9 protein-coding genes are annotated in these 12,074 nt (G+C 67.0%); all 9 read right to left on the bottom strand.

The window, feature by feature from the left end; all coding sequences use genetic code 11:
- Window positions 1-34: 34 nt before the first annotated feature.
- Window positions 35-373 (bottom strand): hypothetical protein, encoded by a 339-nt coding sequence (locus P3T27_RS38870; RefSeq protein WP_280686070.1) that lies wholly within the window; start codon window positions 371-373, stop codon window positions 35-37.
- Window positions 374-584: 211 nt separating this feature from the next.
- On the bottom strand, window positions 585-1,034 hold the full coding sequence (locus P3T27_RS38865; protein ID WP_280686069.1) for a hypothetical protein: 450 nt from the start codon (window positions 1,032-1,034) through the stop codon (window positions 585-587).
- A 64-nt stretch (window positions 1,035-1,098) separates the two neighbouring features.
- A complete protein-coding gene (locus P3T27_RS38860; RefSeq protein WP_280686068.1) occupies window positions 1,099-5,229 on the bottom strand; it encodes a GDSL-type esterase/lipase family protein in 4,131 nt (1,376 codons plus the stop codon).
- Between the two features lie 148 nt (window positions 5,230-5,377).
- Window positions 5,378-6,601 carry an ABC transporter permease gene (locus P3T27_RS38855; RefSeq protein WP_280686067.1) on the bottom strand — a complete coding sequence of 408 codons (1,224 nt, stop codon included), beginning with the start codon at window positions 6,599-6,601 and terminating at the stop codon, window positions 5,378-5,380.
- The gene (locus P3T27_RS38850; protein WP_280686066.1) at window positions 6,598-7,272 is read right to left on the bottom strand and encodes an ABC transporter ATP-binding protein; all 675 of its coding nucleotides are present in this window, start codon (window positions 7,270-7,272) and stop codon (window positions 6,598-6,600) included. Before P3T27_RS38850 ends, P3T27_RS38855 begins: the two co-directional genes overlap by 4 nt.
- Entirely contained in the window at window positions 7,269-8,489 is a 1,221-nt protein-coding gene (locus tag P3T27_RS38845; protein WP_280686065.1) for a peptidoglycan-binding protein, read from the bottom strand. Before P3T27_RS38845 ends, P3T27_RS38850 begins: the two co-directional genes overlap by 4 nt.
- Window positions 8,490-8,621: 132 nt before the next feature.
- Entirely contained in the window at window positions 8,622-9,308 is a 687-nt protein-coding gene (locus tag P3T27_RS38840) for a hypothetical protein (RefSeq protein WP_280686064.1), read from the bottom strand.
- Between the two features lie 309 nt (window positions 9,309-9,617).
- Window positions 9,618-10,097 carry a hypothetical protein gene (locus P3T27_RS38835; RefSeq protein WP_280686063.1) on the bottom strand — a complete coding sequence of 160 codons (480 nt, stop codon included), beginning with the start codon at window positions 10,095-10,097 and terminating at the stop codon, window positions 9,618-9,620.
- A 446-nt stretch (window positions 10,098-10,543) separates the two neighbouring features.
- Window positions 10,544-11,707, bottom strand: a complete 1,164-nt coding sequence (locus tag P3T27_RS38830; protein WP_280686062.1) for an ISAs1 family transposase — start codon at window positions 11,705-11,707, stop codon at window positions 10,544-10,546.
- Window positions 11,708-12,074: the final 367 nt, after the last annotated feature.

The following is a 12,074-nucleotide window of genomic DNA, read 5'->3' as shown; positions in this document are numbered from 1 at the left end:
CACCACGACAACACAAGCTGCCAGCCTGCCACCATCAACAAGCCGACACAACAGGCAAGTTGACACGACCACCGGCTACGAAAATCTTGTAAGAGCCGAAGACCGTACAGACCCGACGGTGAGGCCGAGAGGTCAATTCTCTTATGTAGAACGCTATATGTGCGCGACTCGCGGTGACCGGGTCGACGTTCTCCCGTTCGCACATCAGCAGATACTCGGCCAGCCCGCGAGTGTAGGCATCGATCGTTCTCGGCGCCCGACCGAGATCAGTCCAGATCTGCAGCCACGCCGCCGCCTGTTCGTGCCGGCCCAGCACCGGCCACTTCTCCATCAGCACCGGCCACTTCTCCATCAGCACCGTCGCGCCGCTCAAGCCATCTCCCAAGTCCGTGGTTGCACCGGAGAGACATGATCACCCCGGCAGATTCCACGTAACTTTTAAGCTGATCAAGAGGCAGACATACGGCCGCGCCGGACACTCCCTCCTACGACAGCGCATCCTGCTCAGCTGACGCCCGACCCGAATGATCACCGGCTACGAAAATCTTGTAAGAGCCAGTCGCTGGACAGACCCGGCGTGTGCCTCATTCCACGGCAAGGATTTCGCCGTGGTTCGTCGTGGTGCGCAGCTGGGTGCACGGGATGGCGTTGACCTGGTCTGTGATGGTTCCGTCTGTGCGGAAGAGGGTGATGTGAAGGCAGGCATCTGTCATGGAGGCGCTTCTGCCGCCGGGGTATGTAGCTGTGGCTTGGATGTCGACCACGACGGAAGTGCCTTCTTTGGCTGCGGTGACGAGGGTTACCTGTGTGCCGCGTTCGAGTTCCTCGAGTGATGCGATTGTCTGGGGTCCTGCCGTGAAGGCGGGAGGGAGTTTGGCGGCGTAACGGTGGGCGCTCGCTTCTGCGTCTGCCGTCGCCTGCTTGCGGCGGTCATCGATCTGGGAGCGTTGGTGGGCTGCGCTGATCGCGAAGGCAGCCACGGCCAGTGCCAGGAGCACGGTGAGGATGGCCAGTCCTCGACGAAGGAGTTTCATTCAGGGCTTTCCGGGAAGGCCGGGGCCCTGTGCGGGCCCCGGCCGGGTGGGTTGGTGGGATCGGTCAATAGCGTGTGCTGATCAGCGCGCTTGCCAGGGCGGACGCGTACAGCTTCGTTCCGGTGTTGTTCGGGTGGTAGCTCTCCATGCTCGCGCACACCCAGTTCATGGGGTTGGGCGAGGCAGGGCAGGAGAAGTCGCCACCGGGTTTGGTGGAAGGTGCGGCCACGAAGTCGTTGATGGCCGCGCCGGTCTTGCTGCACACGCCGTGGTGGTAGAACTCGGTCATCGGCGAGTAGAAGGTGACGGGCACGGGGTTGTCAGCGCTCTGAAGCTCGGCGGCGAGCTTCTTCTGGTCGTCCCTCATGTAGTCCGCCCAGCCGTTCACTTTGATCGCCGAGTCTCCGAGCATCACCGAGCACCCGACGGTCATGTCTCCCACCTCGAAGAGTTCGGGGTAGCCGAGTAGGACGATCTTGGCGTTTGGCGCCTTGTCGTGGATGTGCTGCAGCAGGCCCTTGAGCCAGCCCATGGTCTTGTCGATCTGCCCCTTGACGCTCGCATCCGAGGGGCAGCTGAGCATGACGCAGCCTTGCACGGTGTCAGCGAAGCCTGAGTCGTTTCCGCCGGCAGTCAGTGTGACCAGAGTGGTGTTCGTGTCGAGGAAGCCGGACGACAGCTGCGGGACTTCGTGATGCTGTCCGATCATGCCCCAGACGGGGTTGCCGTCCTTGTCGGTACTGCCCGTCGTGTCCATCTGCGAGGTGACGGCGCCAGAGCAAGCGGTGCTGTGGTAATCGAGGCTGGTGTCGAAGGTGTCGGCCATGCTGCCGATGGTGGCGGGCCTGCTAGGGATAGCGGTTTGCCGGATCCAGGAGTTCTGGCTGCGGCGGCACGCGTTCCAGGATCGGCCCGGTGAGGTCTGCTTCTGCTGGTCGGCGTACGGGCCCATGTCGGTGCCATAGATGTACGGCTGGGCGCCTTCACCGGAGGAGTAGGAGTCGCCCATCTGGACGACGAAGTCCTTCGGCTTTGCGGCCAGCGGCTGGAAGGCGGCGGCATCCCATGCAACGTCCTCCACGGCGTCGCCGTCTGGTGTGTAGTTGGACAGCTCGACCCCCTGGAAGTCATTCCCGTCAGTGAATTCGAAGACGCCGAGGCTGACCCAGTGGTTGCTGTTGGAGACGACGTTGAGGATGCGGTTCTGTGTCTGCCCGTTCCCGATGTGGACCGTGTAGATCGCCTGCTGGGTCTCGGATCCGGTGTCGGGGAGGTGGACGAAGACCCTGGTCCACCCGTTCGACCGCTGGTTGAGCTTCCAGGTGCCGGTGATCGCCATGGTGCCGTGCGCGTCCGGGGGCACCATCAGCTCGTTTGACACACTGGTGACAGAGTTGGCGGCGCTGCGGGTGTGGGCGTACCAGAAGTGCGCGCCGTAGCCTCCGCCGACCTGGTGCAGGTCGGCCTTGGCCTCGTAGTGGTTGGCTTGATCTGCGTCGAAGCGGAAGCTGAGGGTCCCGGCGTTGTTCCAGGTCCGGCTGCAGCCGTCGCGCATAGGCGGCGCCTGGCCGGACACCGAGTCGACGACCAGTGCGCCGGCAGGCGGTGCGGCACAGTCAGGGGCGCCGGTGTTGCCGTTGCCCAGTTCCATGCGCAGGGTCTTGTACGTCATGTACTCGTGACCGCAGTCGCCCTTGCAGGTTTTCCAGGTGGCCGAGCTGTGGAACCAGTACGGCGGGTCGCAGCTCGGGCCGAGGTGGTCGATCTCGCAGCGCGGGGGGTTCTTGACGTCGCAGTTGTTGAGGATGTTGCAGAACGTTTCAAAACCGGGCTTGATCGCGGTGCGGTCGGTCTCCTGGGTCCACCAGGCCTGCGAGTAGCCGGCGGTGTTGCCCTTGTCGAGGTTGCCGTTGGCGTCGTAGGAGCGGCCGGTGTCGATCGGCCAGGCGGCCCAGCCGAGAACCTTCTCCTGGTAGGGCCAGTACTGGGGGTGGGCGGCGTCGGCGTAGTGGTTGTGGTCCAGGAACGGAAGGCGGTCCGGCTGGTAGATGGGGTTGACCGGATTGTTGAGGTAGCCGAGGCCCCATTGGGTGAGCGGTGCGGCGGGGTTGTACTTGTTGAGGCCCGAGTTGTAGGCCCAGGCGGCGGTGAACCAGTTCTCGATGGCCGACGGATCGTCGTCGTTGATCTTCATCGGGTTGGGCAGGCCTGGATCGTGGAGCTCGTTCCACTTCTCGGTCAGGGTCTTGGCCGCGGCGGCGATGTTGGAGGTGTAGTCCAGTGCGACGGCTTTCTGCTTGTCGTAGGGCCAGACCACGTCGCCGGTGCGCAGTCCGGTGGGGCCGTGCATGCCGTCGGTCTGCTGGCCGATCCCGTACCCGCAGTCGACCTTGTCCCAGTTGATCTGCCACACGTCCTGCGGGCGGTTCGGGTCGATCTTGGTGGGGTGGCCGTAGAAGCCGCCGGTGAGGGGGTTGCCGGTCTGGCCCGGCAGTGCGCCGCCTTCGGCCTGCCAGAGGTTGGACTCCTGGGCGAGGATCCCGAGGAGGACCTGCGGCGGAATGTGGGCGCTTGGGGCGCCGGTCAGGGTGGGCAGCGGGAACATGGCCTGTGGGTCGACGGTGCCCAGTCCGTCCTGGGCCCGCCAGCCGCCCTGGCGGACCCACTTGGCGGTCAGCTGACCGCGCACCGCCATGTCGACGGCCCACTCGACCTGGTTCGGGGTCGGCTGGTAGGCCTGCTGAGTGGGGTCGTTGCGGGGTACGGAGCAGGTGCGGTCCTGATCGACCGTGTCGTTCCCGTTCTCGGCGTTGGCGCGGGGTTGGGCGAGGGCACGGGGCTGGGCACCGGTCGGAGTGGCCGGAGCGGCGCCCAGAGCGGGGGAGACAGGAGCACCTGGTGCAGCGTTGTTCTTGTCCGGGGCAACGCTGAACGTCAGCTTCTTGCCGGTGGCCGGCACCTCGGCCTGAACCTGGACCCGGGCCTTGCCGTCGGCGTCGCCGTCCTGGGGAGCGGCCTGGAGCGGGTTCGCGGCGAGGCCGCGGACGGCGCCCGAAACGGCCTCATCGACGGCGATAGCGCCCTTGGTGGATACCTCGGCAGCGACAGGAACGGACAGCGCCTGCACCGTGTTCGGTAGCGCTGCGACCTTCTCGGGCCTGCCGGTGACGAACAGCTTGCCGGCGGTCCCGGACTGCAGACCGACCTCTCCGGATTTGCCCTCTGCGAGGGTAGCGACGTGGCCGTCGGCCAGGCGTTTGACCGCGGCGGATTCGCCCTCATGGTCGACGAAGGCGATTCCGCCGTCGGCGTCCGGGTGCACGGCGCTCGCCGCTCCAGAGGTGGTCGCCAGTTCGCTGGCACGGCCGGCGTCGTCGATACGGCTGAGCTTGGCAGCAAGCGCACCGACCAGACCGTCCCGGGTCGGTACGGCCGACGTGACCTGCCCGTCGACCTTTACCGTCCTCACCACCTTCCCGGCCGCTGCGTCGACGGTCAGCAGCCGGGTCTCACCGAGATCGGTATCCCCGTTCTGGGTGAGCACGGCCGTCTCGTCCGTGCCGCATCCCGGGTCGAAGTACGCGAGCGATACCGTCTCGGAGAACTTGTTCACCGCCCCGGACTTGAGGTCGACGACAGCCGCGAATCCACCGCGCTGCATCAACTCCGGCTTGTTGACGAACTGCCTGGGTGCATACACCACGACCGCCCGCTGACCCGAGCCGGTCACACAGGAATTGCCAATCCACAGGTCCGTGCTGAAGCCGGGCTCGGACAGCGTGGCGACCGTCCGCCACTGGTAGGCCTGTCCGCTGTCGGCGGCCAGGACGTGCAGGCCGGAGCTGTCCCCAGAGAGCGTCACCGCCCGGTCATCCGAACTGCGCCAGTCCTTGGGGAGCGAGGCGTCCGGATCGAGCACCTTGGAGGGTGCCGGCGGCGAAGTGGGCTGGGAGCCGGGAGCGGGGGCCTGCTGCCCCGGCGTCGGTGCGTTGGGTATGGCGCTCGCGGGTGTCGCGAGGGCCAAACTCGGCAGCAGCGCGAACGCTGTCGCCAAGATGGCCTTGCGTGGTCGAAGGACCATGGAACCCCCCTGATTCTCGTGTTGACGTAGCAGGTGTGGGCATAGCTTTGGCCATGCCCATGTCATGCGCCGACTTCGGCGCATAACGGCCGCACGCATGACGGCGGTTGACACACGTGCTGTCATCTGTCATGCGCCCGAAATCTGACGCCGGTGAAACCTCGGCCTACCCTCGCCGCGTGGGCGGCGGTCAACTCTCGACGGCCCACTGCCCCACGGACCGCCGCGGCCAGGGCGCGGCCCCCGGCCAGTTGCCCACGTGCTATCGCCGCAGGGCCTCAGCTGGCTGAATTCTGGACGCTCTCCATGCGGGGTAGGCCCCGGCCAGCAGCCCGGTGGCCAGGCCCAGGAGTGGGGCGGTGGCGATGGTGGCCGGGTGCAGCACCGGCGTCCACTGTTTGGCGGCCGCGACGGCGACGATGGTCACGGTGCCGAGGGATGCGCCGACCAGGCCGCCGAGCAGGCCGAGCGCCATGGATTCGGCGAGGAACTGGGTGGTGATGTGCCTTGCTCTGGCACCCAGTGCACGGCGCAGGCCGATCTCGCCGCTGCGTTCCAGGACGGCGACCAGGGTGGTGTTGGCGATCCCGACCGCGCCGATCACCAGGCAGACGGCGGCGAGAAGCAGGAACAGCTGTCCGAGGTCGTTCTCCACGCCTGAGCGCAGGCTGCGCGGGTCGGGTGGCGGGGTGGCACGAAGGTAGTCGGGGTGGTCGGGGCGCAGGGCGACTGGCGCTTCCGCGGCGATCTGCGCGGCCGCGCCGAGTTGGGTGGTGATGAGCATCTTCGCCCGGTCATCGGTGGGCGGCCCCCACAGCTCCTCGGCGGTGGTGCGCGGGACGATCACAGACGAGAGCAGGTCCGGTCGGCGTTGGACGTCGGCGAGGATGCCGATGACGGCGAAGGGCGAGCTGCCGATGAACACGGCGGGCTGGTTGCGCAGGTCGGTGATGCCCAGGCGGGCGGCGGTGGCGGCGCCGAGAACGGCGACGTGCTCACGGTGCTGGTCGTGGAACTCGTCGTAGCTGCGTCCCTGTTGGAGGGTCGGCCCGGCTGCGCGCAGGGCGCCGGCGGAGGCTGCGGTCAGCTGGGCCTGGCGATCGGAGGTGGTGTAGATGGCGCCGGGCGGACCGCTGGCGATGTCCTGCCCGGGCTGAAGCCGCACGTGCCAGGAAACGCCGGCTGCGGTCACACCGTGAAGTCTCTGTACCTGTGCGTCTGCGTCGGAGGGGAAGGCCGGGCCTGCCTGGCCGGGGACATCGGGCGCGATATCGTCGACGGTGACCTCGGTCGCGGTCAGCTCGCTGAAACGGGCGTCGATCTGGGACGCCGCTGTACTGGTCAGACCGGTAACGGCGATCAGAGCACCGACGCCGAGGACCGTGCCGACGGCGGTGAGCGCAGAGCGGGCCGGGCGCTGCATGATGCCGGCCACGGCCTCGGAGGCGAGGTCGCGCAATGACATGCGGGAGCGGGGAAGTTTCATGCCAGCACCTCACCGTCGCGGATGGTGATCGTCCGCTGACCGCGGCGGGCTACCTCAAGATCGTGGGTGATGACGACAACGGTCATGCCGTCGTGGTGCAGGCCGTCGAGTAGATCGAGAACGGAGGCGGCGGTCTGGGAGTCGAGGTTGCCGGTCGGTTCGTCGCACAGCAGCAGCGACGGTTCCGCCGCGAGTGCCCTGGCGATCGCGACTCGCTGGCGCTCGCCGCCAGAGAGCCGGGTGGGCAGCGCGTCCAGCCGGTGGCCCAGGCCGACGCGGCGAAGTGCCTGTTCCGCTCGCTGTTTGCGTGTTCCGCGCGGGGTCCGCTGGTAGACCATGGCCAGTTCGACGTTCTCGCGGGCGGTGCGGTGGGAGAGCAAGTGGAAGGACTGGAAGACGAACCCGATGCGCATGCCGCGCAGCGCGGTGCGTTCGGCGTCCGTGACCGCCGCGGTGTCGATGCCGTCCAGCAGGTAGCTGCCGGAGGTCGGTTGGTCCAGGAGGCCGATGATGTTGAGGAAGGTGGACTTGCCCGCTCCGGAGGGGCCGACGATTGTGATGTACTCGCCGCGTTGGACGGTCAGGTCACACGGACGCAGCGCGGCCACTTCTGGCGGCCCCGGGTAGGTCAGCCCGGCTTGGCGGAGTTCGATGACCGGTGGTGCGCTCATGGGGTGTTACCCACCACGACCTTGTCCCCGGGAGCCAGCGCCGCACCGGCTTCGGGTGTGACCGCGACGAATCCGCCGCCTGAGGGGCCGGGGCGAACCGGGACACGGCGGGTGTTCCCGCCGGGACCGATCACGCTCACGCTGGTCTGGCCGTCCGCGCCGGCCGAGATGGCGGCGGACGGTACGGCGAGGACCGGTCCGTCGGAGGAGGAGGCGGTGACGGATATCCGTACCTCCTTGCCGGCGAGCTCTGCGGGCAACGGATTGGTGGGTGTTACGCGCAGCAGATAGCCTGCGGCCGGCCCCGGTTGGTCCCCCTTGCCTGCCGGTGGTGCATCGGTGATCGCCTGGACCGTGGCGGGTACCTTCAACCCGCTCTCCTCGGAGAGGATCTCGGCTTGCTGACCGGCCTTCAGCAGGGCTTTCTCCCGTGCTGACACCTCGGCCACCACGATGGGGTCGCCGGTGGAGACTGTCAGCAACTTGTCGCTCGGGGCCTTGCCAACGGTGGCCGTGACCGTGTCGGCCCGCACGGGCAGGGCGTTCAGGAACACCACTTCCGACATCGGCACGGTTACGACGGTCTGAGGCTCGGGAGGGGCGGCCGGTGTGCCGGTTGGCGTCGCCTTCCCGTCGGCGCCCTTGTCGCCGATGCCCGGCGGGGCGGTCTTCGCAGCGCCTGCCTTGTCGTCAGATGCGCTTGCGGCGACCCGGGTGGGGCTGTAGCCGATCGACTTGTAGAGCGCGAGCACCGCCCGCTCCGTGCCCGCCCCGAACACTCCGGAGACGTCCGGCGCGGTGCGATACCCGAGTGCGGCCAGGGCCTTCTGGAGCTGTGCGACGTCCTCGCCCTTGGCCCCGTTCTGCAGGTCGCGGTAGGCGGGCAGCGCCCCGGCGAGGGTGAACACCGGGCGACCGGAGATCTCGAACAGTACCTTGCCGTAGGCGATCTGATCTCCGGCTTTGACTTTGACCTTGGTGACCACTGGGCGGGAGCCTGGTGCCCCCGCAGACGCCGGTACGGAAATCTCGGCGGTGGACGCCGCGGCGACCTTTCCCCGGGTGACCAGCGTGTCCGCGATCACCCTCTGCTCCACCTGGGCGGTCAATGTGTCCGGGGCGGGCGCGGCGGTCTCCGCCGCCACCTGCGCTGGTGACTTCAGCAGTGCGGCGGCCCCCGCGCCCGCCGCACCCACCAAAACCGAACCGATGATCACGACGGCCAGCCACCCGCGCCGACGAGCGCCGGACCGGCCACGTCGACCGCCGGGCTTCGAAGGCCCCTGATCAGGTTCCGGAACGTCGACTGCGGCGGGATCTGGAGAACTGCTGGATGCCATCGTCCGCCCCTAGCGCTTGCCGGCCAGGACTGCGTTCACGTTTTTCATCGCCGAGTCCAGCTTGGCCCGTCCACCTTGCAGGGCCTGGGCATTCTTCTCCAGGGCGGCCTTCTGCAGGCGCACCTCGGCCTCGTACCAGACCAGTGCCACGTTGGTGCGGCTTCGGCAGTTGAGATCGGCCAGAGCGGTGTCGATCTCGGCCTTGGTCACGTCGCGGGCGAACTTCGGGTCGTCCACGGCGTCGAGCGGCTCGCGGTAGTTGTAGCCGCTCTCCTTCATACACGTCGACCACTGCGTGAACGCCGCGGCGACTTCCGGTTCCTTCTCGGCTTTGGTGAAAGCATCATTGGCAAGCTGCTCAGCGAGTTGGAAACCCGACTGGGAATCGCCGATCTTCTGCTTGCTCTGCTGGCCACAACCGTTTTCAGCCGCAGTTGCGGCACCTCCGGAGCGCCCGGCGATCGCGGCCTCCACTGCCGCGTCGTGTGCCGCCTTCTCCGCGGCGTCAGGGTGGTAGCCCCTCTTGCCTACCAGTGCGGCATCGTGGATTCCGTACCGCAGGTCGGTGAGAGTCTTGGGTCCCATCTTGGGCAGTTCCGGCGCAGGATTCCAGCTGCCATACCCTGCCTTGTGCATACAGTCTTCGGTGAGCGCGCTCATGGCCCGGCCGAGCTGGCTCTGCTCGTCGTCGGTCATGAGGTATGCCTCCAACGGAAGCTTCCACGTCGCGGGATTCGCACGGTCAAAATCTGCCGGCCGGGATTGCGTTGCAGCCGGCGCAACGGAATGGGGGGCGGAACTTGGGCGGGCCCCCGAAGGCGACGATTCGTGCGAGCACCCGGCGGCCGAAGCGCACGCCAGAGCGGCGCCCAGCGCAGCCAAAACTCGTCGACCAATCAGCATGATGGATTCCTGATATTTCACTTGAATGCGCGAGAAGTTATGACTGAGTACGCGGGCCGCGGTGTTGCGCTGGGCGGCAATGCCGCCCAGCGCAACAGCTGGTCAACTCCGCCAGTCGAAGGAGGCGTTGTTGTTGTACGTTTCCTTCAGCTGGAACCAGCTGGACATCGGAGTGAGCGTGTCTCGGGCGCCCTGGCACCAGCTTCTGAAGAAGATGACAGCGTTGTACCGGGTATCGCGGTTCTGCGCGGAGGCGGCATTGTTCTTTACGCCCTGGCCGGATCCGTTGCCCTGGTCGGGGCAGAAGGAGAGGGGCTCCGGATTGGTGTGCGGGTCATCGCCCCCGTACGGCTCATCGGCGAAGTTGTTGACACCGGACCCGAAGTTCCGGTGTGACCCGGAATATGAGGAGTTGTACCAGAGAGTGAAATTGAAACGGCTCTCGGTCTGGGCGTTGCACGCGTCCGGGCTCTGGTGGTTGTCCGCGCCGTTCGCATGCGCAGCGGGAGCCGAGAGAACTCCGATCGCCAACGCGGCCGCGGTTCCGGCAAGGGTCGTACGAAGAGATCGCGATATTGCCATGATGTTTCCCCCTTCATGGTGTGCGGATATGCTTCGCAGTCCATGGAAATGGACAGATTAATCCCTTGGGGAGAATATGTCCGTACATGGCGGCAGAGTCCCGCCAAAGCCCCCTGCGGTAGATGTCGCCATTTCAACCCCCCGGAAGAAATCCTCATCGATTAGAGCACGTCCAGATCGGGCAAAGTGGCCATTTCGGCACTTTGCTTTGTAACGATCAGGTCTCTTTTGAAATGGACTGGCCAGGTTATCTTCCATAGGGATGCGGCCTGCCCGTCGATTGACTGGGGTGGAAGGTAGGCAAACCAGCTGATCAGAGGGTGCGTGAACGGCAGGGCCGTTGCGAAGTCGTGAGTGTGCTGGCAGGGCGATGCCCAGGAGGTCGATCTTGATGGTCAGGCCGCCGTGGACAGGGGCGCGTCTTTCTCGCGGATTGTCTGGGTTGATCACGTGATGCCCAGGGTGGTGAGCGGTCGATTGGTGTCGCGCGCGTGGTGGCGGAGTCCAGCGGCGATGTTGTCGCAGCCCGTCAGCCGGAGGGCACCGATGGCCAGGTTCCGCAGTGTGGCCATCGCGCGGGGAGCGTTGCCGGTGCGAACACGGGAGGCGTCCTCGGCAAAGGTGACGTCCCTGACATAGTGGACCTTGTTCTCGATGCCCCGGTGTTCCCGCACGCGACGGGCGATCTCGGGCACCGTGGCCTGCTGCATGGTCAGGCTGGTGACCGCGTAGAGGCGTTCAATGGTGACCTTTCCGGTGCGCACGAGCCGTCGACGGCGGATGATCTGCACCGCCTGCTCGGCGTGGGGGAAGGGGAGCCGGGTGACGGTGGCCGCCTTCATTCGCCGGATCTCGTCTCGGCCGTGTGAGGTGGCGCGGGTCTTGTCCATCAGCGGCACGTTCTTCCAGGGCAGGCTCTTGAGCTGGGCGTGCAGGGTGGGGTGGTTGCCCTTGACCAGGGCGATGTAGTGGGCGTGCCTGTCCTCGACGAGGAAGCGGGCGTGCTCGACCTGGGTGTGCATCGCATCGAACGTGACCACCCCGTCGGCCAGGTCGAGCGGGGCGAGCAGAGGCCGGAAGGCGGTGATCTCGTTGCTCTTTACATCCACCTCACGCTGGGCGAGGACCAGGCCCTGGCTGTTCATCGCGGCCAGGATGTGGACCTGGGTGCCATCGGCGCGTTGGGCTCCGCGCACGGTCTTGCCGTCCACGGCCACGGCCGCTCGCCGGCTGGAGGCGTCGGTCCGGTCGGCTGTGCGGCCACGCTCGGCGAGCCAGGCGCCGATGGCCGCGTCCAGCGCGTCGCCGTCGACGCGCTGGAGCACCCGGCGCGTTGTGGCCTCGGTCGGAGCGATCGGCCCGGTGTCCGGGTTCCGGCAGGTGCCGCCGAGCCGGAACAGTACCGTGGGCGGGGCATCGGCGGCCCATTCCGCGATCGCCGCCAGCGACTTGGCCCCGGCAAGGACCGCGCAGGTGGCCAGGGCCAGGACGAAGACCAGTGGGTGGCGCCGGCCCCGGGGACCGCGCGGATCGGGAACGGCGGCCAGGCGGGCCAGCAGCCCGGGGCGCTCGTCCGGCGTGGGCGGTGCGGCATCGGCGAGTTGACTCAAGCTGGCGGGGATGTGCGCTGATGAGCAGGCAGGCACGGTCTTCCGTCGTGGTGATCAGGGATTCGACACCTCATGATCACTGGAAGCCGTGCCCGCCTGCGTCCCGGACCCGGGTAACCACCGCTACTACCTGATCACTCATCAACCTGGGCGCTTGACGAGAACGACGCCACCCTGCTCTCGCTGCGCCGGCTGACACCCCACAAGGTGTCATCGCCTGGCGTGTCGGGCGACGTTCACGGGTGAGCCGTGAGTGTCAGCCCCGGCAGCTATAAGGGCGTCCGCCAGTAGGTGCCGAGCTAATCGGCAGTAGCAGGGCAGGCACGGTTCGCCCGATCATGGAGTTCTCTACGCTTCATGATCACCG

It is taken from the genome of Kitasatospora sp. MAA19 (genome assembly GCF_029894125.1).
GTDB lineage: Bacteria > Actinomycetota > Actinomycetes > Streptomycetales > Streptomycetaceae > Kitasatospora.
This window is presented reverse-complemented; position numbering and strand designations above follow the sequence as displayed.

Excerpts from the sequence above, each read along its gene's own strand:
- P3T27_RS38865 (WP_280686069.1), bottom strand. The coding sequence starts at position 1,034 with ATGAAACTCCTTCGTCGAGGACTGGCCATCCTCACCGTGCTCCTGGCA.
- P3T27_RS38855 (WP_280686067.1), bottom strand. The coding sequence starts at position 6,601 with ATGAAACTTCCCCGCTCCCGCATGTCATTGCGCGACCTCGCCTCCGAG.
- P3T27_RS38850 (WP_280686066.1), bottom strand. The coding sequence starts at position 7,272 with ATGAGCGCACCACCGGTCATCGAACTCCGCCAAGCCGGGCTGACCTAC.
- P3T27_RS38840 (WP_280686064.1), bottom strand. The coding sequence starts at position 9,308 with ATGACCGACGACGAGCAGAGCCAGCTCGGCCGGGCCATGAGCGCGCTC.
- P3T27_RS38835 (WP_280686063.1), bottom strand. The coding sequence starts at position 10,097 with ATGGCAATATCGCGATCTCTTCGTACGACCCTTGCCGGAACCGCGGCC.